Below are 24751 nucleotides of genomic sequence, written 5' to 3' on the forward strand. Positions count from 1 at the left end.
CCCCCTGGAGGGCGTCGGCGCCTGTGTTTGTGTGCGTGTGCCCGCCGGCGGAGAAGCTAGTGCGAAAGTCCCCGCGTCGAGTGTCGCTCCTTCTCGACGTCGATCAGCCAGGCCGCCAACGCCGGCAAGACCACGACCGCCCCCACCATGTTGACGAAGAACATATAGGCCAACAGGACACCCATGTCCGACTGGAACTTGAGGTCCGAGAAGAACCACGTGGCGACACCCACCGACATGGTCGTCGCGGTGAATATCACAGCAGTACCGGCCTGCTTGAGACCCTCATAGTAGGCGTCCTTCAACGACAGCCCGCTGCGAATATGGGCCTGGGTACGGGCGAACAGATAGATGCCGTAATCGACACCGACGCCCACGCCAAGCGCCACCACCGGCAACGTCGACACCTTCAGCCCGATGTTCAGCATCACCATCACCGCGTTGGCGAGGAGGGACACCAGCGCCAGCGGCAACAAGATGCACAGCGACGCACGCCAGGACAGGAAGGTCAGGTAACACAGGATGCCAACCGCCGTAAACAGCGCCGCCATCATCGTCAGCTCGGCACGCTCGACGGCCTCATTGGTGGCCGCCATGACACCCGCGGTGCCCAGCGCCAGGCGGAAGTCGACCTCCGCACCGCCACCTTCCGTCGGACGCTCGAAATTACGCACGGCCTCAACCACGCGATTCAATGTGGGTGCCTTGTGGTCCCAAAGGAAGATGCGAATCGGGATGGCTTCACACGTGTCGTTGAACAGCTTCTGGTTCAGCTCGATGTTTCGCATCGCGGAACCGAGGCCGGGCGCCGTACGCGGCAGGCCGTAGAACTTGAGGTGACCCTCGTTGTTTCCGACGTTGCGATCCTTCATGACCGACGACAGCGTCGCTACCGACTGCACACCCTCGACATTGCTCACGTGCCACACGAAGCGGTCGACGGTTTTCATCATGTCGTAGGTCGTACAGCCATCGCGGGGCATCTCGGCAATCACCGTCAGCTCGTCGATGCCGACATTGAAGTTGGTGATGATGGCCTGGATATCCTGGTTGTATCGGGCATCCGGCCAGAACTCGGGGGCGCCGGCCTCGCTGTCGCCGATGATCAACGACTGCCACTTCCACCAGCCGAAGCCCAACAACACCACCGACACGAGGATGACCACCGAGCCGCGCTTGCGGTCGGCGAACCCAGACAGGAAGCGGAAGAAGGGCTTCTCCTGCACCAAAATCCGCGCCCGGATCCGCTCGACGGTCTTCGGCGGCATGCTGGCGTACGACAGCAGCACCGGGAGCATGAACTTGTTGGTGGCCACCATCACCGCCACACCAATACTGGCCGTAACGCCAAGTTCCTGGATGATGTCGATGTCGATGATCATGATGACGGCAAAGCCAACGGCGTTGGCCAGCAATGCCGTGGTACCCGGAATGAACAGCTTGTTGAACGACTCCCGGGCAGCGGTGCGCGAGTCGGCGCCGCTGAGCACCTCGAGCTTCCAGGTGTTGGTCATCTGAATGGCGTGACTGACGCCAATGGCCAGAATCAGGAAGGGTACGAGAATAGACAGCGGGTCGATGCCGTACCCGAGCAGGCGAATCGTGCCCAGCTGCCAAATCACGGCAGTCATGGCAACGAGAATTGCCAGCACCGTGATCTGGATCGAGTTGGAATAGAAGTAAAGCATCACCGCAGTAATCACCACGGCGATCGCGAAGAACAGGACCACGCCGAGCGCGCCCTGGATCACGTCGTCGATGAACTTGGCAAACCCGATGATTTTTACGTCTATGTTCTCGGTGGTGTAGCGCCCGCGTATCTCCTCGAGCGCTTCCGCGACTTCGCGGTAGTCCAGCGGCTCCCCGGTAGCAGGATCCTTGTCCACCAGTTCGGCCCGAATGAGGGCACCCTGGAAGTCGTGGGATACCAGGCGGCCCAGGTGCTGGGACACCAGCAAGTTACGCCGAACCTGTTCGATATTCTCCTGATTGGGCTTGAAGTCCGGCTCCACCACCCGGTGACCGGCGAAGCCCTCCTCGTTAACCAAGACGTAGTCGACATTCGGCGTGAAAAGCGATGTCACGGACGAACGATCGACACCCTTGATGAAGAGCACATCCTGGGTGGCCTTCTCGAGCGTCTTGAAGAAGTCGACGTTGAAGATGTCGCCCTCTTCCTGCATCAAGGCGACGATAATGACATTGGCCCCACCGAACTGGTCCGTGTATTCGGTGTAGGTCTGCATGTAGGGATGGCTTAACGGTATCGACTTGGTAAAACCAGGATCCATCCGCAAGAACGAAGCGTGATAGCCAAGGAAGGCTGTCAACACCGCAAGCGAAATGATCACCGCCACACGGTAGCGAATCAGGTTGTCGGCCAACCAGGCGGAAATGCGGGCCATGGCAGCCGCGTAATTTGACGTGAACATTGTTCCTCCGGGACTCTTAGCGACGCGGCTGTTATTTCACATCGAGAGTGATGCGCTTCACTCCCGCTTCCCCAAAAGCCAGCCAGGCTCCATCCCGGGTTGGAAGCAGGCGCGAGAACTTGCGACGGCTCGGCTGCCCGTGAATCTCGAAGCTCTGTCCACCGTCGCGCGTGATGGCGACGACTCCATCGAGACCGGCCAACACAATGTTGCCAGCCGAAGTTACCGTGGCGGACATGAACGACTTGTCGGTACCGGTTGGCACCATCTGCCAGGTCTCGCCATTGTCGTCACTGACTGCGACGTGACCCAACATGGCGAAAGCGATCACCCGCCCTTCCGGCGCGAATGTCACACCGAAAAACGACCCGTGATAGGGGCTGTCCAGTTGCACCCAGTTCGTACCGCCGTCATCCGATCGGTACAGCACACCCTGTTCGGACGCCAGGAAGTAGCTTCCCGACGGCGCCTGACCGATGCCGAACAGGTGACTGTCGAATTCGTCGCGGGTCAACAGGACCTGGTTGGTCCAGGTGGCGCCACCGTCCTGCGTACGGAACAGGTTGCCCCGGCCGCCGACGGCAAAGCCGGAGGTTGGCGACTGGAAGCTGACGTCCAGTAACGGGATGTCAAGATCCGGCTCCCAGAGCTGCACTTCCCAATTTTCACCACCGTCCTGCGTGGCCAGGATGGCGGCGTCGTGACCGGTGGCCCAGCCTCGACGCTCGTCGGCAAAGGCGACACTGGTCAGGGTGGTGTCCAACGGTACCTGCCCCTGCGACCAACTGGCGCCTTCGTCGTCGGAATACAGCACGATGCCGCGCTCCCCGACCGCCACGATGCGCTCTCCTGCCCGCGCCGCATCCAGCAACAAGGCTTTGGCCACGTTGCGCCCGGTTGCCGCCGGCTGCATCTCCTCTGCCGCGGCCCGGCCGGTGACCAACATCATCATGGCGGCGAGCAGCACGAGCGCGCTCGACACCGTCCTCAGCGGCTGAGCCGCCTTTATCCCTTTGAACACGTTACCCCCTTGCCCCTTTGGTCCATTACGCACGTAGCGCCCGAAAAACACCCCCATGCAGGGGTGTGGAGACACGTCCAAACGCTGTGCACGACGGTCAGCACGGCAACGGCCCACGCTTGAATGCCTTGCCTGCACTGCCCGTGCCGTGCGCATCCGCACCCGCCACAAGACCGGTACGGATGCGCATCAGGCATCTGTCAACGCACGCCGTACTTGCGCAGCCCGGCCGGCGTCATCAGGTTCGGATCAGGTCGGCCAGTGGCCGAGAAATCCGGCGGGAATGTGCCCTGCTTGGCGCCGTGGTTGAAGTATCCGTTGACGCCGGCATGGCGACCCGAGATCAGATCCGAGTGGTCGTCACCCCACCAATGCACCATCGGCACGTTGTAGAAGTTCATGAGGTAGCCTTCCGACACGCGCCACAGGTTGCCCTGCGCGTCGTACATGTCGGCGAGCGCCGCCGCCCAGCTGTCCTCGTCCACGTACACCAGACGGTGCGGCCCCAGGTGGCGGAAGCCGGGTTTCAGCTTGCCCTCGATGACCCACACCCGATGCAGCTCGTAGCGCTTGAGGTCGCTGTTGACGTGCCCCTTGCGCACGATGTCGGTGAAGTCGTACTGCGGGTCCGCCAGCTTGTAGCTGTTGTAGGGGATGTACATCTCCTTGCGTACCGGCGCAGACCAGTCGTACCACTCCTCGCCCCCGGTCTGGGCAAACAGGTTCCGGGCATCGGCCGTGCGAAGGCCATCGGAGCCCGTGCCGGGGCTGTCGTAGAAGCCGATCTCCGGCGCCTTGCGCACGCGTCGCTGACCGGGCACGTACAGGTAGGCGTCGAAATCAACCGACCGGAAATAGTTGCAACCGCTGAACATGGTGCCCGCAGTGCGGGGCGGCGCCAGGTCTTCCTGCGAGAAACACCAGGCCGCGCCACCGTTGCGATCGAAAATATCGCCGGTGGGCCGCTCGTCACCTTCCAGATACATCACCTGGAGCCAGCGTTCACGCTTGACGTGCTCGGCGTAGTCACCATCCGGAAAGGCATTGAATCCGTAGGCGACCGAGGTGAACCACTTTCCGAAGAAATAGAAGGTGTGGTTGTACATCGCTTCGCCACCATCCTTGGGGATGGGGAAGAACACGCCAGGCCGCCAGGTGTCCCGTGGCACACAGCGCTGGGCGCTGTTCGGACCATCGGGCGGCGGGTCACACCAGTCGGTGTTACTGGCGTTCCAGATGGAGTTCTCGTACAGCCACTCCGGATACGAGGCGCTGCGCCGGCTCGGGTACACGTTCAGCTTGAACGTGTCCGGGTACTTCTTGAGCATGGCGATGGTGCCGGGCGACAGCTTGTCCGCGTACTGCTCGTAATTCTGGGCAGTAATGGTGAACAGGATCTGGTCGTCCTTGTACGGGTCGACATACCACTTGCCTTCCTCGTACCCGGCCGGCGGCGTGGTGATCCCGCCTTCCCAGGCCGGTATTGTCCCCTCGGCATTCCCGGCACGGATGGCGCCAATCGGCGTCAGCTCGGTGCCCTCAATGCCCAGTTTGGCTGCCTCCTCGGCCGAGACCTTGGCTGAGGCCGGCCCGGACATCAAGGCAGCCACGCCCGCCAGAGCCACTCCGGCAAACATCGGCAGTGCTTTCATATGCTTCACCCCTTCGTTAAGTACCGTCAGCGGGCACGCAGAGCAGATGAGGCGCGGAGACCCCGCGCCTGTGTCCGCGTCAGCGCATGCCGTATTTGCGCAGCCCCGCTGGTGTCTGAATCGCCGGATCCGGCATTTCCCGGTAATTGATCAGGTTGGCCGGGTTACCACCCAGATTGGGCCAGCCGGCGTTCGACGCGTGACGGCCGTTGATCAGGTCGGAATGATCGTCCGCAAAGTGGTGCACCACCGGCACGTCGTAGTAGTTGAGCAGGTAGCCCTCGGAGACCCGCCACAGGTTGCCGCGCGCGTCGTACATGTCAGCTGCCACGCCGGCCCAGCTGTCCTCGTCCACGTAGGTGACGCGGTGCGGCGACAGGTGCCGGTAACCGGGCTTGAGCTTGCCCTCGATGGCCCACACCCGGTGCAGCTCATAGCGGATCAGGTCCGAGTTGACGTGGCCCGGCCGCACGATGTCGTCCATCGTCAGCCCCGGCTGCGCCATCCTGTAGTTGTTGTACGGCACGAACATCTCCTTGCGCTCGGCCGTCCACACGTACCACTCCTCGTCGCCGGTCATGGCGCCCATGTGCTTCGAATCGGCCGTGCGCAGGCCATCCGAGTTGGAACTCGGGCTGTCGTAGAAGCCAATCTCCGGCGCCTTGCGCACCCGGCGCTGGCCGGGCACGTACAGGTAGGCATCAAAGTCGGTGGTCTCGAAATAGTTGCAGCCACCGAAGATGCTGCCGGCGTTGCGCGGCGGCGACAGTGTTTCCTGCGAGAAACACCAGGCGGCACCGCCCAGGCGCGTGAACACGTCGCCCTTCGGCACCTCGTCCAGATTCATTGAGGACGGGATGATCCAACGCTCGGTGGTGGAGAACTCGGCATAGCTGCCGTCGGTGAAGGCGTTGAAGCCGTAGTGGGTGACCGTGTAGTACTTGCCGAACCAGTAGAACGTGTGGTTCCACATGGCCTCTGCGCCATCCTTCGGGATGGGGAACCAGGTGCCGGGCCGGTACACCTCGCGCCTGACACAGCGCTGTTCGCGGTCCTTGCCCAGCGGCGGGTCACACCAGTCGGTGTTGGTGGCGTTCCAGATGCTGTTCTCGTAGACCTCGGTCGGGTACGAGGCACTGCGCCGGCTCGGGTACACGTTCAGCTTGTAGCTGTCCGGGTACTTCTTGAGCATGGCGATCTGTCCCGGCGACAGCTTGTCCGCGTACTGCTGGTAGTTCTGGGCCGTGATGGTGAACAGCACCTGATCATCGGCAAACGGGTCCAGATACCAGCCGCCGACCTCATAGCCGGCCGGTGGCGTCTTGATGCCGCCTTCCCAGGCGGGAATGCTGCCGTCGGCGTTGCCGGCACGGATCGCACCGTGCGGCGTCAGCTCGGTCCCTTCAATGCCAAGCTTGGCCGCCTCTTCCGGCGATACCTTGGCGCTCGCCATCAGGGGAGCAGCACCCAAGACCACGGCGAGCGCAACGCCCGTCGCGTAACTCAACCCTTTCATCTATTTACCCCTTGCACTCGAGAAACTGGGAACCGGCGCCGCATCCTGGCGGCGCCGGTCCCGCCGTTCATCAGAACGTGTAGCTGACATCAAGCGACAGGAAATCGCGGTCGGTATTGCTGACGTTGCGGCTGCGGTTAGGCCGCCACTGATCATTGTCACCGTCGAAGATAAACGTCTGATTGATACCCACCTTCCAGCGCAGGGCGTAATCGAAAGTCACGCCGACCGAAAGCTGCTTGCGCCCGCCAACGAACAACTGCGCGCCACCCAATTCAGGCGAGACACCTTCAACATCCCAACGGAAGGCCGTGTTGAAGTCCATGTTGATGCGGTTGAACAGGATGTTGTTGTAGGTCAGGGCCGAACGCGCCTGAAATCCCCAGAAATGCCCCGTGATGTCATCGAACCGGACAAAGCCATCCCCTGCGGCCGCTGCGGCCGCCAGCTGCGGGAAGGTGTAACCGGTTTTCTCATGACCGTTCAGGTCAATACCCGGAACATCATCGACCCAGCCGAACGCCACCTCACCGATGGTGTTCCACTGGTCGGCGCCGAACAACATCGGCATCGGCCCCCACAGGCGCTGCGTGGTCAGCTGGATCTGGTGCCGCTTGTAGCGCTCGAAGCCTTCGAACTTGGTGCCGGGGGCATACACATTGCCACTCAGGTCACCACCGGTCGCGGCCACCACCAGAAAATCAGTTCCCTGGATCGGCGCGTTGCGACGGTAGCTGTACTCACCGCCCACCGCCCATGGGCCCAGCGTCGTGTTGAAGCTGACACCAAACCGCTCGACGTCCGTAGCGTAGTCCAGGAAAAATGTGCCCGGCTGAGGTGGCCCCATGCCCGGCGTGAAGCCCGCTACGGCCGACAGCTGCGGGTTGTGGTCGTGCAAGTTCTGGTAGTAGACGCCGAAATCGAAGCCGTTACCAAGGGTCGGCGCGTAGTAGCGCAGCGCCACACCGTACTGGCCGCCGTAGGACGGAATGTCATCCCCGGAACGGGTGACGGGCAGACCACCCAAGGCCAGGTGACAGGTCCCGCCGTCGGGAGCAACACAGACGGGGAACGGCCCCGACATTGAATTGGCAAACCCGCCGCCGTCCGCGATCACGTCCAGGGTGCCGAAGAAGCCGCCAAGCGGGTCGACCTTGATTTCGTCATATCCGAACAGGACGAAGGTTTCCAGTGACAGCGCGTCGGTCATCTGCCAGCTGAAGTAAGCGGCCGGCGTCCCGACCAGCGCGTCTTTCAGCTCCACGCCGGGCTGGCGAATCTTGGTGATGTCGACCGTATTAACGTCGTTGATCGCACCACCAATGAACGTGTTCTCGCCCCAGGAAATCACCTGCTTGCCAAGGCGCACGGTGAACTGATCGTCACCGCCCAGACGGGTCAAGAAATAGGCGTCGGTGATGTCACCGTGCTTGATGGCACGGTTCTCCGAGGCCTGCGGCAGCTGGCCGTCCTTGTTGAGCATGGCGAAGTCGTAGAAGTAATTGCCACGCACGAACACGCTCCAGCCGCCGCCATTCAGCTGCAGGTCGTGTGAGGCCTTGACGATGTTCGAGAAGATGTCCCACTTGTTATCGAACACCGTACGGTTACCGTACTGGTTGTTGCTGAGCTCCGCCGCGGCAGAACCGCCAGGCCACGGCTGGGACAGGTCGCGGTCGTATTTTTCCGTCCGCATCTGCAGACCGTAGCCCAGTGTCGTGTCGAAGGAGCCCTCAACGGCGCCATCGAACAGCTGGAAGTTGACGGCCTGGGCACCGCCGGATGCCGCCAGTGCGGCGGCGGCCAACCAATACCGGCCGCGGCTGCGCGGCGCGATGCTCTTGCTACCAGATTTCATGTCCCCTCCCGGGTTACATCCATTTCATGATTTTCTGCCGCCACCGTGGCGCCGACAGGCACACGCTCGAATGAGGAGGGGTTGCTGGATTGCCGCACAGTGACACGATCGACCGTTTATGTCGACCGTTCAAAAAAAACCGGCCGGAACCGGTTTGTTCGGCGCTGCCTGCGATGTCGGTCCGGGCACCCCTTCCCGCGGCCGACCCCCCTCTTCATCCTTTCTGCGCTGGCAATTCGGCCATCCAGGCCATTACCAACTATTGGCGGCGCGGACCGTACCATTGCCGAAATCGGCATGTCAACAGACCGAAACGCTGATCGGCACGCCCACGAACCGCTCGGCGAGGACGCGTGCTTCCGATGCGATAATCGCGTTCTTCGCCACGGATCCATCGCATGACGCTCCCCGACACGCTGCCGACCGACTTCGACGCGCCGTCGCTGCTACAACTTGCCCGTGACGTGCTGGACACCGAGGCTGAGGCCATCCGTCAGCTGGCGCCGCGACTGGGACAGTCCTTCGTGGACGCCTGCCGGTTGCTTCTGGCCTGCCATGGCCGTGTGGTGGTGCTGGGCATGGGCAAGTCCGGGCACATTGGCAGCAAGATTGCGGCCACCCTTGCCAGCACCGGCACACCCGCATTCTTTGTGCACCCGGGGGAGGCCAGCCACGGCGACCTCGGGATGATCACCGCGCAGGATGTCGTTCTCGCCATGTCCAATTCCGGCGAGACATCGGAGATCCTGCTGATCCTGCCGATCATACGTCGGCTGGGTGTCGGCCTGATCGCCATCACCGGCGCACCGGATTCCACCCTGGCCGCGGAAGCGGACGTGCATCTCGACGCCAGCGTGGCACGCGAAGCCTGCCCACTGGGCCTGGCACCCACCGCGAGCACCACCGCAACCCTGGCGCTCGGCGACGCGTTGGCCGTAGCACTGCTGCAAACACGGGGCTTCTCGCGCGAGGACTTTTCGCGCAGCCACCCCGGCGGCAAGTTGGGTCGCCGCCTGCTGCTTCACGTCGGCGACGTCATGGTCAAGGGCGAACGCATGCCGACCGTGTCCCAGGACGCCAGCGTCACTCAGGCACTGCTGGAAATCACCGCAAAGGGCCTGGGCATGACGGCGGTCGTCGATGCCGAAGGCCGCGCCGTCGGCATCTTCACCGATGGCGACCTGCGTCGCGTGCTGGAAAAGACCGAGCAGATCCGCACGCTGCCGATCACCGACGTCATGACCCGTGGCGGCGTGCGCATCCAGTCCACCGTGCTGGCCGCCGAGGCCGCTCAGTTGATGCAGCACAGCCGTATCAACGCCCTGCTGGTCGAAGACGCCGATGGCCGACTGGTCGGGGCGCTCAACATGCACACCCTGCTCGCCGCCGGCGTTATCTGAGACCGACCCGAATGTCATCAATCAACGATTCCGAGTTGCTCGCCCTCGCTGCGCGCATCGAGCTGGTCGTGTTCGACGTGGACGGCGTGCTCACCGATGGCCGCTTGTATCTGGGTGATGACGGCACCGAGTACAAGGCCTTCCACGTGCGTGACGGACATGGCGTCAAGCTGCTGCGCGAGGCCAACGTCCGGGTGGCCGCGCTGAGTGGACGGCGCTCGTCCGCCGTGACACGCCGGCTTGACGAGCTGCAGGTCGACCTCTACCGCCAGGGCTGCGAACACAAGGGGCGGGACTTTCGGGAAGTGCTGCAGCATTTCGGGGTCGAGGCCACGGCCGCCGCGTACCTCGCCGACGACGTCATCGACCTGCCGGCCCTGCACCTAGCCGGCCTGCCGGCAGCGGTGGCGGACGCGCACCCGCGCGTCAAGTCGGCGGCCCGCTGGATCAGCGCCCACGGGGGCGGCCGGGGTGCCGCGCGCGAGCTGTGCGACCTCATCGTGGACGCACGCGAGGGAAAAGCGCCGGATGCTCCCGCCTGAGGCAGGGCGCCCCAGCGGGCGAATCCGTCGCGCCTCTCCCGGCTGCTAAACTCACCGTCGCGGTACATCTGCCCGCCACTGCCTACCAAAATGCCCATGCCACGTTCTGCCTTTCGCCGTCTTTTCGGTGTTGCACTGCTCTGTATTGCGCCAACGACCATCGCGCTCGAGTCGGACCGCAAGCAGCCCATCTATATCGATGCCGATCGGGTCGAACTCGACGAAGCCAAGGGCCTGAACACCTACAGCGGCTCGGTGGTGGTGGTGCAGGGCACCATGCAGATCAATGCCGACCGGCTGGTCATACACACCGCCGATCGCAAGCCGACACGCTACGTCGCCACCGGCACCCCCGCGCGGTACAAGCAGCAGCCCAACCCCGACGAAGGCGACGTGGTGGGCACCGGCAACACCATCGAGTACCGAGTGTCCGAAAAGAAGCTTTACCTGCGTGGCGACGCGCACATCACCCGGCAGGGCGACGTGTTCCAGGGTGACCGGCTGGTTTATGACACTGCCCGTGACCTGGTCAGCGGCAGCGGTGGCCAGGGTGGGCGTATCCGCATGATCATCCAGCCGCAAGACAGCGAGCAATGAGCCGGCTGGCCGCGCACGCGCTGCGCAAGACCTTTCGCGGCCGTCCGGCAGTGGCCAACGTGTCGCTGGACGTCGAGCCCGGCGAGATCGTTGGCCTGCTCGGCCCCAACGGCGCCGGCAAAACCACCTGCTTTTACATGATCGTTGGCTTGATCGCGCCGGACAGCGGCCAGGTGACCATCGACGACGCCGATATCACCCAGGCCGGCATGCCGCAGCGCGCCCGCATGGGACTCGGCTACCTGCCCCAGGAAGCGTCGGTGTTTCGCAAGCTGTCCGTCGAGGACAACCTGCGTGCCATTCTGGAAACGCGTCGCGACCTGTCCACGGAAGCGCGCGAACAGCGCCTGGAACTGCTGCTGAACGATCTGCATATCGGTCACATCCGCACCAGCCCCGGGGCCGCCCTGTCCGGCGGCGAACGGCGCCGGGTCGAGATCGCCCGAGCCCTGGTCATCGAGCCGCGCTTCATGCTGCTCGACGAACCGTTCGCCGGGGTCGACCCGATTACCGTCATCGACATCCAGCGCATCATCCGCGAGTTGGCCACGCGCAACATCGGCATCCTCATCACCGATCACAACGTGCGCGAGACCCTGGGCATCTGTCACCGTGCCTACATCGTCAACGAGGGCGAGGTTCTGGCCGCGGGACCACCGGAATCCATCCTCGCCGACGACCGGGTACGCGCCGTGTACCTGGGCGACGCATTCCGCCTCTAGCCACCACGCCACCCCCCCTGCAGGGGCGCCGATACCCCTCAATCGCCACCGAAGACGCCACCGAAAACCCTGATCCCGCCGGCCACCTAGGCGGCCGGCGCGGCATGCGGTACGCTTCTTGCTAAACGCGCAGGCCGGACGTGTATGAAACAGGGTCTCGAACTTGGCATTTCCCAGCACCTGGCGCTCACGCCCCAGTTGCAGCAGGCGATCCGTCTGTTGCAACTGTCCACGCTGGATCTGCAAACGGAAATCCGCGAGGCACTGGAAACCAACCCGCTGCTGGAAGCGGAGGACGATGCGCCCGGCTCCGGCGACGACGAAGCGCAACCCCAGGCGCCTGCCAGAGAGCAACCCGACCGGGCGCTCGAATTCGACGGCAACGCCGAGATCCCAAACGAACTGCCCGCCGACAACAACTGGGAAGATACCTTCATCGACCTGGGTGGCAGCAGCGGCGCCGGCAGCAACAGCGACGACGACAACGCCGACTTCACGGCCGTCTCCAGCAAGCCCGAATGCCTGTACGACCACCTGCAGTGGCAACTGGACCTGACGCCGTTCACCGCCTCTGACCGCCAACTGGCGGAGCTGATCGTCGACGCCATCCAACCCGACGGCTACCTGGGCCAGCCCCTGGACGAACTGCTGGCCACCGCCAGCGAGGCGCGCAGCGAGCCGGTCGACGAAACCGAGTTGCTGGCCGTGCTGCGGCGTGTCCAGCACTTCGATCCGGCCGGTGTCGGCGCCCGCGACCTGGGCGAATGCCTGCGCCTGCAGATAGAACAGTTCGAGGGCATCGATCCGCAACTGCAGGCGTGGGCACTGGCCGTGGTCGATCACATCGCCCTGTTGGCCGACTACGACTACAAGGCCCTGCAACGCGTTACCGGCTTGTCATCGGAGGCCATCGAGCAGGCAATCCGGTTGGTACAGCGGCTGAACCCGCGCCCGGGAACCGCGCTGGATCACGAAGAACCCGAATACCTCGTGCCGGATGTCCTCGTGCGCAAGATCAGCGGCGTGTGGCAGGTTGAGCTGAACCCGGCCATCGCCCCCAAGCTGCGCGTCAATCAGATGTATGCCGGCATGATCCGTCGCCGCGACACCGGTGCCGACAACGAGTACCTGAAAAACCGCCTGCAGGAAGCGCGCTGGTTCATCAACAGCCTCAAGAGCCGCAACGACACCCTGCTCAAGGTGGCGCGCGCCATCGTGCAGCGCCAGGAGGCGTTCTTCGAGGAAGGCGAGCACGCCATGGTCCCGCTGGTGCTGCAGGACATCGCCGACGAACTGGGCCTGCACCAGTCGACCATCTCGCGCGCCACCAACCGCAAGTACATGCACACGCCGCGCGCGATCTACGAGCTGAAGTACTTCTTCTCCAGCCACGTCTCCACGTCGGATGGCGGCGCCGCCTCGGCCACCGCCATCCGCGCCCGCATCCGCGACCTGATCGCCGCCGAGACACCCGGCAAGCCCCTGAGCGACAACGATCTGGCCGACCAACTGCAACAGGCCGGCATCAACGTCGCGCGCCGCACGGTGGCCAAGTACCGGGAGAGCCTGGGCATTCCCTCGACGACCGAGCGGCGCAAGGCTGCCCGGCGCCGGCTCTGATTTCCATGCAGCGCCTGATCATCGTCAGCGGCCTGTCGGGCGCCGGAAAGTCCACCGCCCTGCGCGCACTCGAGGACATCGGCTTCTACTGCGTCGACAACCTGCCGATCGCCCTGCTGCCGGCGCTCAGCGAAGAACTGGCGCGAACCATGGCGCACAGCGGCGCCTCGGCAGCGGTGGGCATCGACGCCCGCAACGTATCGGACCTGGCCGCCTTTCCCGACATCCTGCGCACGCTGCGCGAGCGCGGCATCGACTGTCAGGTGGTGTTCGTCACCGCCGACCGGCAGACACTGATCAACCGCTACAACGAAACGCGGCGCCAGCATCCGCTGGCCGGCGCCGGCGGCTCCATCAGCGAAGCCATCGACACCGAGCAGCAGCGCCTGGCACCGATCGCCGAACTGGCCGCGCTGAGCATCGACAGCTCCGGCCTGAACATCTACCAGCTGCGCACCACCATACGCGACCTGTACAGCCAGGGACCGCAGACACCGACCCTGGTGTTCCAGTCATTCGGTTACAAATTCGGCACCCCGCTGGACGCCGACATGGTGTTCGACATGCGCTGCCTGCCCAATCCGCACTGGGACCCGGCGCTGCGCGAGTTCACCGGACTCGACGAGGCGGTGCGCGCCTTTCTGGAGCAGCAGCCGGACGTGCAGCAACTGTACGAGGACGTCCGCCGCTTCCTGCACACCTGGCTGCCCCGCTTCGCCGCCAGCGACCGCAGCCAGGTGACCGTCGGCATCGGCTGTACCGGCGGCCGCCACCGCTCGGTGTACATGGCGCACCGGCTCGGCGAGTACTTCAGGACCCAGCCGGACACCGTGCCCCAGGGCCGCGTGCTGGTACGCCACCGCCAGCTCAGCGCCTGAAGCGCTGCCTCAGGCCAGCGCCTCGGCCAGCACCCGGCGCTCGATCACGGCCACGCCCTCACCGCCGCGCTCCAGCTCCACCCAGATGAACGGCACCTGCGGCAGGCGCGCGGCCAGCGCCGGCCAGGTGGCGCCCACTTCCAGCACCAGCAGACCGTCCTCTGTCAGGTGATCCAGGGCACCGTACAGAATCCGCAGCGGATGTTCCAGACCCTGGTCATCCGACACCAGCGCCGACCCCGGCTCGTGCCGATACTCGGCCGGCAACCCGGCGTACTCGGTCTCCGGTACGTAGGGCGGATTGCTGACGATCAGGTCGTAGCGCTGACCGGCCAGCGCCGCATACAGATCGGACTGCACCGGCCGCACCCGCGCCTGCAGACCGTACCGGGCCACGTTGACGGCCGCCACATCGAGCGCGTCGGCACTGATGTCGACGGCGTCCACGACAGCTTCCGGAAACGCCAGCGCACAGGCCACGGCGATGCAGCCACTGCCGGTGCCGATGTCCAGAATGCGGCCCGGTGGCGCCTCGTCCAGCCACGGCGAGAAGCCGCCCTCGATCAGTTCGGCAATCGGCGAGCGCGGAATCAGCACCCGTGGATCGACCGCGAAACGCAGGCCGGCGAACCAGGCCTCGCCGGTCAGATACGGCGCCGGCAGGCGTTCGACCACGCGCCGGCGCAGCACCGCCCGCACCGCCGCCCGCTCATCGGCCGTCAGTGCCGCGTCCAGAAACTCCGGCGCCAGCGGCAAATCCAGGTGCAGCACGTGGGCCAGCAGCACGGCCGCCTCGTCGGCGGCACCGGCGGTGCCATGGCCATAAAACAGGTCGGCGGCGACGAAGCGGCTGGCGCCCCAGCGCAGGAAATCGCGCAGCGTGCGAAGGGAATCCACTGACAAACTCATGCAGACGGCCGCCGCCGCAGCCGTGCGCGGCGGCGGTCGGTCACGAAACGGGCTGCCAATAGTAGCCCGAACACCGCAGCATAGAGGGCCGGCTCGCGGGTATCCGCCTTCACCTTCCACCAGAAGTGCAGCAGCGCCAGCACCGTGGCCGGGTAGACAAGTCGATGCAGCCCCTGCCAGCGCCGCGCCCCCAGCCACCGCACGGCGGCATCAAACGAGGTGGCGGCCAGCGGCAGCAGCAGGACAAAGGCCGCCATGCCCGCCGTGATGAACGGCCGCTTGAGGATGTCGCCCCCGATCTGCGACCACAGCAGGCCCTGATCGAGCACGGCATAGATGAGCAGATGCAGCAGCGCATAGCCGGCCGCGGCCAGACCCAGCAGGCGCCGATGCCGTAGCAGGCCGTTCCAGCCGCTGAGCCGCCGCAGCGGCGTGGCTGCCAGCGCCAGCAGCAAGAACCGCAGCGTCCAGTGCCCGGTTTCCAGCGTCAGCGCCTCCACCGGGTTGGCGCCCAGGTCGCCGGCCAGTGTGCGCCACAGCAACCAGCCCGCCGGCGCCAGCACCATCGCCCACACTGTCGCGGCCCACAGCTGCGCGGCACCGCGCCCGCGCCCCACGGTTCAGTATTCCCGGCGCAGATCCATGCCGGCGTACAGCCCGGCGACCTGCTCGGCGTAGCCGTTGAACATCAGCGTCGGCCTTCGCGCCGCGAACAGACCCTCACCCAGGCGCCGCTCGCGCGCCTGCGACCAGCGCGGATGGTCCACATGCGGATTCACGTTGGCGTAAAACCCGTACTCACGGGGCGCGACCTGATTCCAGGTGGTCCGTGGCCGGGTTTCGGTGAAGCGGATGCGCACGATGGACTTGATGCTCTTGAAACCGTACTTCCAGGGCACCACCAGGCGTAACGGCGCACCGTTCTGATTGGGCAGCAGATCGCCGTACACCCCGACCGCCAGGAGGGTCAGCGGATGCATGGCCTCGTCCAGGCGCAATGCCTCGACGTAGGGCCACGGCAGCACGTCACGTGCCTGACCGGGCATCTGTTCGGGGTCATGCAGGGTGGTGAACTCGACGAAACGCGCCGATCCCAGCGGCTCCACCCGACGCAGCACCCGCGCCAGCGGCAGGCCGATCCACGGCACCACCATCGACCAGCCCTCCACGCAACGCAGGCGGTAGACGCGCTCCTCCAACCCGGCAGGGCGCAGCAGGCTGTCGACATCGATTTCCAGCGGGTCGCGCACGGCGCCGTCGATGCGAACACGCCACGGCCGCGGCCGCAGCGTGTGGGCGTGGCGCGCCGGGTCATCCTTGCCGGTACCGAACTCATAGAAGTTGTTGTAGCCGGTGACGAACTCGCGCGCCGTCAAGGCCTCGTCGGTCGCGTACGGCCCGCGCGGCACACCGGCCAGGGGACCCTCACCCACGGCAGCCGGCGCACGGCGCGGCAACGCCAGCGTCACGCCAAGCGCCGCAGCCACCTGCAGCAGACGCCGACGCCCCTCGAACACGGGACGTGGGGTGATCTCCCACGCGGGAGGCTGTGGATATCGAAAGCGCCCCATGCCCTCACCTCATCCGTTTGTGCCGACCATGCCCGGTTAGACGCCGATATGAGTGCACTGTTACGCGTTTTTCGTCACCGGCAAAGCGGTGGACCTTAATCTGCCGTCGCCTGTTTTTAAATTCACTGTAATGAAACGCAGGCACCGTGCGTTCACTGATTACCCGAGGAGAACGAGCATGAAAAAGAGCCTGACTATCTCCCTGCTGCTGACGCTGGGCCTGAGTGCCGGTATCGCCACCGCAGCACCGGTCGACATCAACTGCGCTGACGCCGGCACGCTGACCGCGTTGAACGGAATCGGCGAGGCCAAGGCGCAGGCCATCGTCGCCTACCGCGCCGAACACGGACCGTTTGCCGGCGCCGACGACCTGGCCAACGTGAAGGGTATCGGCGCCAAGATCGTTGAGGCCAACCGAACCGACATCACCGCCAGCGACACCTGCTCCACACCGACCGACTAGGAACCGACGCAAACAAAAAAGGCCGGCACCGGAGTAACCCGGTGCCGGCCTTTTTGCGCATCCTGCCAACCGGCCGCTGCGCGACCGGCGCGCGGGCTCAGTCTTCCTTGAACTTGTCGTGGCAATCCTTGCAGGCCTGACCGACCTTGGCAAACTGCGCGCGAACCGCGGTCACCTCGTTCGCATCCTTGGCCACCTCGGCTAACGTGGCGGCCTCGGTCTCGAAGGTCTGCATCATGGACTTGAACTCGTCCATTTCTTCCCACACCGCCGGCTTGGCGTCGGTGTTGCCGACCCGGCTGTCCGGGATGAATCCCTCCAGCGGCAGCGTGCTCAGAAAGGCCACCCGCTGGGCACGCAGGGCAAAGTCGTCGGCGTCGAACGGAATCTCTTTCTTCACCATGCCGGCCATCGGCCCGAAATTCCAGGCAATGGCGTGGAACACGCCCTTGCGATAACCGACGGCGCGCTCGGCGGGCGTCGGTTCCGCGGCGCTCACGCCAGCGGTAGCCAACGCGGCAACGGAACAAAACAGGGCGGCTTTGAGCTTCATGGAAGAACGATCTCCGTGGTCGGAAACAGGCTGGCGGACGACTCTAGCACGTGGCCGGCGGCACCTTGAAGGCAGGGAGCGGATGGTAGTATTCGGCAGCTAACCGACCGTTCCACCACCCTGGCAGGAGTCTTGACGGTGGCCTTCGACCTGCACCTCGGTGAGGAGCTCGACCTGCTGCGCGACACCGTCGCCCGCTTCGCGCGGGACGAAGTGGCTCCACTGGCAGACGAGATCGACCGCAGCAACACCTTCCCCATGCACCTGTGGCAGCGCATGGGCGAACTGGGCCTGCTCGGCATGACGGTGCCGGAGGCATTCGGCGGCAGCGGCATGAGCTACCTCGCGCACGTGGTGGCGATCGAGGAACTGTCGCGCGCCAGCGCCTCGGTGGGCCTGTCCTACGGCGCGCACTCCAATCTGTGCGTCAACAACCTGTACCTGAACGGCTCCGACGCGCAGCGCAGCAAGTACCTGCCGAAGCTGTGCTCGGGCGAACACATCGGTGCGCTCGCCATGTCCGAGCCCGGCGCGGGGTCGGACGTGGTCGGGTCCATGCGCTGCACGGCGGTGCAGCGTGGCGACGTGTGGGTCGCCAACGGCAGCAAGATGTGGATCACCAACGGCCCCGATGCCGACGTGCTGATCGTCTACATGCGCACCGATGACGCCGGCAAGGGCTCGCGCACCGTCACCGCCTTCCTGGTCGAGAAGGGCATGCCCGGCTTCAGCACCGCACAGAAGCTCGACAAGCTCGGCATGCGCGGCAGCAACACCTGCGAGCTGGTGTTCCGCGACTGCGAAATCCCGGCCGAGAATGTGCTCGGCGGCGTCAACCAGGGCGTCAAGGTGCTCATGCGCGGACTCGACTCCGAACGCGTCACCTTGAGTGGCGGACCGCTCGGCATCATGCAGGCGGCCATGGACATCGTGCTGCCCTACGTGCACGAACGGCGCCAGTTCGGCCAGGCCATCGGCACCTTCGAACTGATGCAGGGCAAGCTGGCCGACATGTACGTGGCCCTGCAGTCCGCCCGTGCCTACAGCTACCGCGTGGCGCAGGCAGTGGACACCGGCCGGCCGTCGCGCAAGGACGCCGCCGCCTGCCTGCTGTATGCCTCGGAAAGCGCCGTGCGGGTGGCACTGGAAGCCATCCAGAGCCTCGGCGGCAACGGCTACATCAACGAGTACCCGACCGGCCGCCTGCTGCGCGACGCCAAGCTGTACGACATCGGCGCCGGCACCAACGAAATCCGCCGCATGCTGATCGGCCGCGAGCTGTTCGAACAGACCGCCTGACCGGCTGCGTTTTTCACTGCACTCAAGTCAAGGAGCACACCGCGATGAGCACAGGTGTCGTCATTGTCGCCGCCCGCCGTACCGCCATGGGCGGCTTCCAGGGCCAGTTCGCCAGCCTGTCGGCCAGTGACCTGGGCGCCGCGGCCATCGCCGCGGCCGTGGCCGAGGTCGGCGTGGATGGCGCAGACATCCAGGACGCGCACATCGGTTGCGTTCTGCCGGCCGGACAGGGTCAGGCCCCCGGCCGCCAGGCCGTACTGAAGGCCGGCTTGCCACTGAGCGTGCCCGTCACCACCGTCAACAAGATGTGCGGCTCGGCCATGAAGGCCATCATGTACGCCATCGACCAGATCCGCTGCGGCGACGTGCAGGTGGCACTGGCCGGCGGCATGGAGTCGATGACCAACGCGCCGTACATCCTGCCCAAGGTCCGCCAGGGCCTGCGCATGGGGCACGGCGAAGTACTCGACCACATGTTCTGCGACGGCCTGCAGGACGTGCGCGAGGGCCTGCTGATGGGTGCCTTCGCCGAACGCTGCGCCGACAAGCACGGCTTCTCGCGGCAGGCGCAGGATGCCTACGCCATCGAGTCGCTCACCCGCGCACTGCGGGCCACCAACGAGGGCGAGTCGGCCAGCGAGATCGTGCCGGTGACGGTCAAGACCAAGACCGGCGACGTGGTGTACGACAAGGACGAGCAGCCGCTGACCGCCCGGCTCGACAAGATCCCCACGCTCAGGCCCGCCTTCAAGAAGGACGGCACGGTCACCGCCGCCAACGCCTCGTCCATTTCCGACGGCGCCGCGGCCCTGGTCCTGATGAGCGAGGACGAGGCCGCGCGCCGTGGCCTCAAGCCCCTGGCCCGGGTGCTGGGTCACGCCACCCACGCCCAGGACCCGGCCTGGTTCACCACCGCGCCGGTCGGTGCCGTACGCACGCTGCTGAACAAGCTTGGCTGGAGCGCCGACAAACCGGACCTGTACGAAGTCAACGAAGCCTTCGCCGTGGTGCCGATGACCGTGATGCAGGAGCTTGGCATCGGGCACGAGAAGATGAACGTGTTCGGCGGCGCCTGCGCCCTCGGCCACCCGGTCGGCGCCTCCGGTGCGCGCATCGTCGTCACTCTGCTGAACGCGCTGCGCCGGCGTGGCGGCAAATATGGCGTGGCCGGCATTTGCCTTGCCGGCGGCGAGGCCACGGCACTGGCGGTGGAGCTGCTCTGACCGGTTGCCGCGACAGGGACCGACGCCGGCCCGCGCCGGGTCGGCCGGGTCTGGCGGGCACCCGCCCATGACTGGCCATCGAGTGAGGAGAACCGCGTGCCGGTACTGGACAGCAAGCTGAACTGCGCCACGGCCGAGTTCGCGGCCAACGCCGCCCACAACCGCGCCCTGGTGGCAGACCTGCAGGCCAAGCTGGCGCAATACGCCCAGGGCGGCCCGGAACGCGCCAAGGCCAAGCACAGCGCGCGCGGCAAGCTGTTGCCGCGTGAGCGGGTCGAGGCGCTGCTCGACCCGGGCACGCCCTTCCTGGAACTGTCACCGCTGGCGGCGTTCGGCCTGTATGACGACGAGGCGCCGTCGGCCGGCATCATCACCGGCATCGGCCGGGTGTGCGGCCAGGAAGTGGTCATCGTCGCCAACGATGCCACCGTCAAGGGCGGCACGTATTACCCGCTGACGGTCAAAAAGCACCTGCGCGCGCAGCAGATCGCGCTCGAAAACCGCCTGCCGTGTATTTACCTGGTCGATTCCGGCGGCGGCTTCCTGCCGCTGCAGGATGACGTGTTCCCGGACCAGAACCATTTCGGGCGCATCTTCTACAACCAGTCGGTGATGTCGGCGGCCGGCATCCCGCAGCTGGCGGTGGTGATGGGCTCGTGCACCGCCGGCGGCGCCTACGTGCCGGCGCTGTGCGACGAGACCGTCATCGTGAAGAATCAGGGCACCATCTTTCTCGGCGGCCCACCACTGGTGAAGGCCGCCACCGGCGAGGTGGTGACGGCCGAGGAACTCGGCGGCGGCGACGTGCACAGCCGCACCTCCGGCGTCACCGATTACCTGGCCCGCAACGACCTGCACGCGCTGGGCATCTGCCGCGACATCGTGGGCACGCTGAACCGGCAAAAATCGGTCGACATACCACTGCGCGAGCCGCAGCCGCCGCGCTACGACACCCAGGAGCTGTACGGCCTGGTGCCGGCCGACGCGCGCCAGCCGTTCGACGTGCGCGAGGTCATCGCCCGCCTCGTTGACGGCTCCGAATTCCAGGAGTTCAAGCAGCTGTACGGCAACACGCTGGTGTGCGGCTTCGCGCACCTGTGGGGCCACCCGGTCGGCATCGTCGCCAACAACGGCATCCTGTTCTCGGAATCCGCCCTGAAGGGCGCGCACTTCATCGAGCTGTGCTGCCAGCGCCGCATCCCGCTGCTGTTCCTGCAGAACATCACCGGCTTCATGGTCGGCCGCGAGTACGAGAGCCGCGGCATTGCCAAGGACGGCGCCAAGCTGGTACACGCCGTGGCCAACGCGCAGGTGCCGAAGTTCACGGTCATCATCGGCGGCTCGTTCGGCGCCGGCAATTACGGCATGTGCGGACGTGCCTACGGGCCACGCTTTCTGTGGATGTGGCCGAACGCCCGCATCTCCGTGATGGGCGGCGAGCAGGCCGCCAGCGTGCTGGCCACGGTGCGACGCGACAACCTCGAGGCGCGCGGCGAAAGCTGGTCCACCGAGGCGGAAGAAGCCTTCAAGGCACCCATCCGCGAACAATACGAGCACCAGGGCCACCCCTACTACGCCACTGCCCGCCTGTGGGACGACGGTGTCATCGACCCCGCCGACACACGCACGGTGCTGGGTCTGGCACTGTCGGCGTCGCTGAACGCGCCGATTCCCGAGCCGCGCTTTGGCGTGTTTCGCATGTAACGGAGGGCGCCATGGAACCCCTGCAGACCCTGACCTGCGCCATCGACCACCGCGGCGTGGCGACCGTCACCCTGAACCGCCCGCAGGTTCGCAACGCCTTCAACGACGTGCTGATCGCCGAGCTGACCACCGTGCTCGGCCGCCTGGGCACCGACCCCGCGGTGCGCGTGGTGGTGCTGACCGGCGCCGGCGAGGCCTTCTCGTCCGGCGGTGACCTCAACTGGATGCGCTCGATGGTGGCGTTCAGCGCCGCCGAGAACCAGGCCGACGCCCTGCGCCTGGCGCAGCTGCTGGAGACGCTCGACCGGCTGTCGAAGCCGACGCTGGCGCGCGTCAACGGCGGCGCCTTCGGCGGCGGGGTGGGCCTGGTGGCCTGCTGCGACATCGCGGTCGCCGTCGACGGCGCCCGCTTTGGCCTGACCGAGGTGCGCCTGGGCCTGGCGCCGGCCACCATTGCACCCTACGTGATCCGCGCCATCGGCGCGCGCGAGGCGCGCCGCTACTTCCTCACCGGCGAGCGCTTCGACGCGCGACACGCGCTGCGCATCGGCCTGCTCCACGAGGTGGTGGAGCCGGACGCCCTCGACGGCACCGTGAACACCGTGATCGAGCACCTGCTGCACGGCGGCCCGCAGGCGCTGACCGCCTGCAAGCGCCTGGTCGACCAGGTGAGCCATGCCACCGACACCGACCGGCTCAAGCACGATACCGCGACGCTGATCGCGCAGCTTCGTGTGTCCGACGAGGGCCAGGAAGGGCTGGCCGCCTTCTTCGACCGCCGCGCGCCGGCCTGGATGCGCTGATGTTCCATACACTACTGATCGCCAACCGCGGCGAGATCGCCTGCCGCGTCATCGCCACCGCCCGCCGCCTGGGCATCCGCACCGTGGCGGTGTACTCGGACGCCGACGCGCAGGCCCGCCATGTGCGCCTGGCCGACAGCGCCGTGCGCCTGGGTCCGGCCGCGGCGACCGACTCGTACCTGGCCATCGGCGCCGTGCTGGAAGCCGCGCGTGCCAGCGGCGCCCAGGCCATCCACCCCGGCTACGGTTTCCTGTCCGAGAACGCCCAGTTCGCGCGCCGCTGCGGCCAGGCCGGGCTGGTGTTCGTCGGCCCGCCGGCCGAGGCCATCGAGGCCATGGGCGCCAAGGACGCCGCCAAGCGTCTGGTGGTGCAGGCCGACGTACCGGTGGTGCCCGGCTACGACGCACCCGGCGCGGACGATGCACACCTGATCGAAGCGGCCGGCCGGATCGGCTACCCGCTGCTGGTCAAGGCCGCGGCCGGCGGCGGCGGGCGCGGCATGCGCCGCGTCGACAGTGCCGCTGGCCTTGCCGACGCCATCGCCTCGGCCCGGCGCGAGGCGCTGGCCGCCTTCGGCGACGACACGCTGCTGCTGGAGCGGTACGTCACCGATGCCCGCCACGTGGAGGTGCAGGTATTCGCCGACGCGCACGGCGCGGCGGTGCATCTTTTCGAGCGCGACTGCTCGGTACAGCGGCGGCACCAGAAGGTGGTCGAGGAAGCGCCCGCCCCGAACCTGCCGGATGCCACGCGTGCAGCCATGGGCGCCGCCGCGGTGCGCGCCGCGCAGGCCGTCGGCTACCGCGGCGCCGGCACGGTGGAGTTCCTGCTGGCGCCGGATGGCGCGTTCTATTTCCTGGAAATGAACACCCGCCTGCAGGTGGAGCACCCGGTCACCGAGGCCATCACCGGGCTCGATCTGGTGGAATGGCAGCTGCGCGTGGCAGCCGGTGAGCCGCTGCCGCTGGCTCAGCCGGACATCCGGCGCCACGGCCATGCCATCGAGGTGCGCCTGTGCGCGGAAGACCCGGCGCGCGGCTTCCTGCCGGGTGTCGGCCGGCTCGACGCGCTGGCACTGCCCGCGCCTGGCCCCGGCCGGCGCGTGGACACCGGCTTCGAGCACGGCGACACGGTGTCCCCGCACTACGACTCGCTGCTGGCCAAGCTGATCGCCTGGGGCGATGACCGCGAGCAGGCGCGGACGCGGCTGCTGGCCATGCTGGGCGAGACCACCAGCGTCGGCGTGGCGAGCAACACGGCGCTGCTGGAGCGCATCCTCGCCACCGACGACTTCGCCGCCGTCCGCCATCACACCGGCTGGCTGGAAGGCGTGCTCGATGACCTCACCGCCCCGGCCGCGCCGACCGTCGACGCCCTGCTGGCGGCCACCGTGCGCTTGACCGTGGACGAGCACGCCGCCGCGCCGGCCGGTGCCGACGACCGCACCCCCTGGGCCCTGGCCGGTCCGTTCCGGGTCGGCGTGCCCGCCGTGCGTCGGGTGCAGTGGCACACCATCGACGGCGCCTCGCACACGGTCACCCTCACCGGGCGCAACGACGGCGGGTACCAGTGGCAGTGTGGCGACCAGGCCGGCGCCCTGGCCGGCACCGTGCGCGACGACACCGTGACCGTCGACGGTCCGGCCGGCAGGCAGGCCTGGCGCGTGTGGCGCCATGGCCAGCATGTCGAGCTGGCCGGTCCGCAGCGCGTTCGCCTGCAGTACGTGGACCCGCTGGCTGCCGAGGCAGCCGAGGACGAGGCCGAGCTGCGTCTGACCGCTCCGCTGCCCGGCAAGCTGGTGCAGGTGGCGGTGGCGCCCGGCCAGTCGGTCGCCAAGGGCGACCTGCTGCTGGTGCTCGAAGCCATGAAGATGGAACACCGCATCCATGCCCCGCACGACGGCGTGATCGAGACCGTCGGCGGCCAGACCGGCGATTTCGTGCCGGCCGAGGCGGTGCTGGTCAGCTTCGTCGCCGGGGACGCCTGA

Annotated in this window: 21 protein-coding genes; 12 read left to right on the forward strand and 9 right to left on the reverse strand. The window is 66.3% G+C overall.

The features are described from left to right. Nucleotides 1–56: 56 nt before the first annotated feature. From ABYX71_RS00355 to ABYX71_RS00375, 5 genes are all read right to left on the reverse strand, one after another. On the reverse strand, nt 57–2405 hold the full coding sequence (locus tag ABYX71_RS00355) for an RND family transporter (RefSeq protein ID WP_372693767.1): 2349 nt from the start codon (nt 2403–2405) through the stop codon (nt 57–59). A gap of 58 nt (nt 2406–2463) precedes the next feature. Then, nucleotides 2464–3510 carry a WD40/YVTN/BNR-like repeat-containing protein gene (locus tag ABYX71_RS00360; protein WP_372693769.1) on the reverse strand — a complete coding sequence of 349 codons (1047 nt, stop codon included), beginning with the start codon at nt 3508–3510 and terminating at the stop codon, nt 2464–2466. A 143-nt stretch (nt 3511–3653) separates the two neighbouring features. After that, the gene (locus ABYX71_RS00365) at nt 3654–5105 is read right to left on the reverse strand and encodes a DUF1329 domain-containing protein (RefSeq protein ID WP_372693771.1); all 1452 of its coding nucleotides are present in this window, start codon (nt 5103–5105) and stop codon (nt 3654–3656) included. A gap of 79 nt (nt 5106–5184) precedes the next feature. Beyond that, nucleotides 5185–6621 carry a DUF1329 domain-containing protein gene (locus ABYX71_RS00370; RefSeq protein ID WP_372693773.1) on the reverse strand — a complete coding sequence of 479 codons (1437 nt, stop codon included), beginning with the start codon at nt 6619–6621 and terminating at the stop codon, nt 5185–5187. A gap of 70 nt (nt 6622–6691) precedes the next feature. Further along, entirely contained in the window at nt 6692–8479 is a 1788-nt protein-coding gene (locus ABYX71_RS00375; protein ID WP_372693775.1) for a DUF1302 domain-containing protein, read from the reverse strand. A gap of 398 nt (nt 8480–8877) precedes the next feature. Between ABYX71_RS00375 and ABYX71_RS00380 the strand changes: the two genes are divergently transcribed. The 6 genes from ABYX71_RS00380 (at nt 8878) to rapZ (ending at nt 14238) form a co-directional block, all read left to right on the forward strand. Then, nucleotides 8878–9879: a KpsF/GutQ family sugar-phosphate isomerase gene (locus ABYX71_RS00380; RefSeq protein ID WP_372693777.1), complete on the forward strand. Its 1002-nt coding sequence runs from the start codon at nt 8878–8880 to the stop codon at nt 9877–9879. Between the two features lie 11 nt (nt 9880–9890). After that, nucleotides 9891–10421, forward strand: coding sequence for a KdsC family phosphatase (locus ABYX71_RS00385; RefSeq protein WP_372693779.1), 531 nt, complete (start codon nt 9891–9893; stop codon nt 10419–10421). A 96-nt stretch (nt 10422–10517) separates the two neighbouring features. Further along, nucleotides 10518–11018, forward strand: a complete 501-nt coding sequence (gene lptA, locus ABYX71_RS00390) for a lipopolysaccharide transport periplasmic protein LptA (RefSeq protein ID WP_372693781.1) — start codon at nt 10518–10520, stop codon at nt 11016–11018. Continuing rightward, nucleotides 11015–11740, forward strand: coding sequence for an LPS export ABC transporter ATP-binding protein (gene lptB / locus ABYX71_RS00395; RefSeq protein ID WP_372693783.1), 726 nt, complete (start codon nt 11015–11017; stop codon nt 11738–11740). Before lptA ends, lptB begins: the two co-directional genes overlap by 4 nt. A 144-nt stretch (nt 11741–11884) precedes the next feature. Continuing rightward, nucleotides 11885–13360, forward strand: a complete 1476-nt coding sequence (locus tag ABYX71_RS00400; RefSeq protein WP_372693785.1) for an RNA polymerase factor sigma-54 — start codon at nt 11885–11887, stop codon at nt 13358–13360. A gap of 5 nt (nt 13361–13365) precedes the next feature. Then, nucleotides 13366–14238, forward strand: a complete 873-nt coding sequence (gene rapZ / locus ABYX71_RS00405; RefSeq protein ID WP_372693787.1) for an RNase adapter RapZ — start codon at nt 13366–13368, stop codon at nt 14236–14238. 9 nt (nt 14239–14247) lie between these two features. On the opposite strand, the gene prmB is transcribed toward rapZ, so the two are convergent. From prmB to msrP, 3 genes are read right to left on the reverse strand one after another with little or no spacing between them, the layout of a single operon-like run. Then, nucleotides 14248–15135, reverse strand: coding sequence for a 50S ribosomal protein L3 N(5)-glutamine methyltransferase (prmB, locus tag ABYX71_RS00410; RefSeq protein WP_372693789.1), 888 nt, complete (start codon nt 15133–15135; stop codon nt 14248–14250). A gap of 8 nt (nt 15136–15143) precedes the next feature. Beyond that, nucleotides 15144–15713, reverse strand: coding sequence for a sulfite oxidase heme-binding subunit YedZ (locus tag ABYX71_RS00415; RefSeq protein ID WP_372693831.1), 570 nt, complete (start codon nt 15711–15713; stop codon nt 15144–15146). Between the two features lie 54 nt (nt 15714–15767). Further along, nucleotides 15768–16718, reverse strand: coding sequence for a protein-methionine-sulfoxide reductase catalytic subunit MsrP (gene msrP, locus ABYX71_RS00420; RefSeq protein ID WP_372693791.1), 951 nt, complete (start codon nt 16716–16718; stop codon nt 15768–15770). A gap of 178 nt (nt 16719–16896) precedes the next feature. On the opposite strand from msrP, the gene ABYX71_RS00425 reads away from it, so the two are divergent. Continuing rightward, on the forward strand, nt 16897–17181 hold the full coding sequence (locus ABYX71_RS00425) for a ComEA family DNA-binding protein (RefSeq protein ID WP_372693793.1): 285 nt from the start codon (nt 16897–16899) through the stop codon (nt 17179–17181). A 97-nt stretch (nt 17182–17278) separates the two neighbouring features. Here ABYX71_RS00425 and ABYX71_RS00430 read toward each other — a convergent pair whose 3' ends face one another. Beyond that, a complete protein-coding gene (locus ABYX71_RS00430) occupies nt 17279–17734 on the reverse strand; it encodes a cytochrome c (protein WP_372693795.1) in 456 nt (151 codons plus the stop codon). Between the two features lie 138 nt (nt 17735–17872). Here ABYX71_RS00430 and ABYX71_RS00435 point away from each other — a divergent pair, with 138 nt between their 5' ends. The 5 genes from ABYX71_RS00435 to ABYX71_RS00455 all read left to right on the forward strand — a co-directional run bounded on the left by ABYX71_RS00435 (nt 17873) and on the right by ABYX71_RS00455 (nt 24751). Then, nucleotides 17873–19033, forward strand: a complete 1161-nt coding sequence (locus ABYX71_RS00435; RefSeq protein WP_372693797.1) for an isovaleryl-CoA dehydrogenase — start codon at nt 17873–17875, stop codon at nt 19031–19033. Nucleotides 19034–19077: 44 nt separating this feature from the next. Next, nucleotides 19078–20256 carry an acetyl-CoA C-acyltransferase gene (locus tag ABYX71_RS00440; protein ID WP_372693799.1) on the forward strand — a complete coding sequence of 393 codons (1179 nt, stop codon included), beginning with the start codon at nt 19078–19080 and terminating at the stop codon, nt 20254–20256. A 96-nt stretch (nt 20257–20352) separates the two neighbouring features. After that, nucleotides 20353–21960 carry a carboxyl transferase domain-containing protein gene (locus ABYX71_RS00445; RefSeq protein WP_372693801.1) on the forward strand — a complete coding sequence of 536 codons (1608 nt, stop codon included), beginning with the start codon at nt 20353–20355 and terminating at the stop codon, nt 21958–21960. An 11-nt stretch (nt 21961–21971) separates the two neighbouring features. Then, nucleotides 21972–22763, forward strand: coding sequence for an enoyl-CoA hydratase/isomerase family protein (locus ABYX71_RS00450; RefSeq protein WP_372693803.1), 792 nt, complete (start codon nt 21972–21974; stop codon nt 22761–22763). Beyond that, on the forward strand, nt 22763–24751 hold the full coding sequence (locus ABYX71_RS00455; RefSeq protein WP_372693805.1) for a biotin carboxylase N-terminal domain-containing protein: 1989 nt from the start codon (nt 22763–22765) through the stop codon (nt 24749–24751). Before ABYX71_RS00450 ends, ABYX71_RS00455 begins: the two co-directional genes overlap by 1 nt.

Origin of the sequence: Immundisolibacter sp. (assembly GCF_041625615.1) — a bacterium.
Classification (GTDB): domain Bacteria; phylum Pseudomonadota; class Gammaproteobacteria; order Immundisolibacterales; family Immundisolibacteraceae; genus Immundisolibacter.

Coding starts and splice junctions, on each gene's coding strand:
- ABYX71_RS00355 (WP_372693767.1), bottom strand. CDS start 2,405: ATGGCCCGCATTTCCGCCTGGTTGGCCGACAACCTGATTCGCTACCGT.
- ABYX71_RS00360 (WP_372693769.1), bottom strand. CDS start 3,510: ATGGGGGTGTTTTTCGGGCGCTACGTGCGTAATGGACCAAAGGGGCAA.
- ABYX71_RS00365 (WP_372693771.1), bottom strand. CDS start 5,105: ATGAAAGCACTGCCGATGTTTGCCGGAGTGGCTCTGGCGGGCGTGGCT.
- ABYX71_RS00370 (WP_372693773.1), bottom strand. CDS start 6,621: ATGAAAGGGTTGAGTTACGCGACGGGCGTTGCGCTCGCCGTGGTCTTG.
- ABYX71_RS00375 (WP_372693775.1), bottom strand. CDS start 8,479: ATGAAATCTGGTAGCAAGAGCATCGCGCCGCGCAGCCGCGGCCGGTAT.
- ABYX71_RS00380 (WP_372693777.1), top strand. CDS start 8,878: ATGACGCTCCCCGACACGCTGCCGACCGACTTCGACGCGCCGTCGCTG.
- ABYX71_RS00385 (WP_372693779.1), top strand. CDS start 9,891: ATGTCATCAATCAACGATTCCGAGTTGCTCGCCCTCGCTGCGCGCATC.
- lptA (WP_372693781.1), top strand. CDS start 10,518: ATGCCACGTTCTGCCTTTCGCCGTCTTTTCGGTGTTGCACTGCTCTGT.
- lptB (WP_372693783.1), top strand. CDS start 11,015: ATGAGCCGGCTGGCCGCGCACGCGCTGCGCAAGACCTTTCGCGGCCGT.
- ABYX71_RS00400 (WP_372693785.1), top strand. CDS start 11,885: ATGAAACAGGGTCTCGAACTTGGCATTTCCCAGCACCTGGCGCTCACG.
- rapZ (WP_372693787.1), top strand. CDS start 13,366: ATGCAGCGCCTGATCATCGTCAGCGGCCTGTCGGGCGCCGGAAAGTCC.
- ABYX71_RS00415 (WP_372693831.1), bottom strand. CDS start 15,713: ATGGTGCTGGCGCCGGCGGGCTGGTTGCTGTGGCGCACACTGGCCGGC.
- msrP (WP_372693791.1), bottom strand. CDS start 16,718: ATGGGGCGCTTTCGATATCCACAGCCTCCCGCGTGGGAGATCACCCCA.
- ABYX71_RS00425 (WP_372693793.1), top strand. CDS start 16,897: ATGAAAAAGAGCCTGACTATCTCCCTGCTGCTGACGCTGGGCCTGAGT.
- ABYX71_RS00430 (WP_372693795.1), bottom strand. CDS start 17,734: ATGAAGCTCAAAGCCGCCCTGTTTTGTTCCGTTGCCGCGTTGGCTACC.
- ABYX71_RS00440 (WP_372693799.1), top strand. CDS start 19,078: ATGAGCACAGGTGTCGTCATTGTCGCCGCCCGCCGTACCGCCATGGGC.
- ABYX71_RS00450 (WP_372693803.1), top strand. CDS start 21,972: ATGGAACCCCTGCAGACCCTGACCTGCGCCATCGACCACCGCGGCGTG.
- ABYX71_RS00455 (WP_372693805.1), top strand. CDS start 22,763: ATGTTCCATACACTACTGATCGCCAACCGCGGCGAGATCGCCTGCCGC.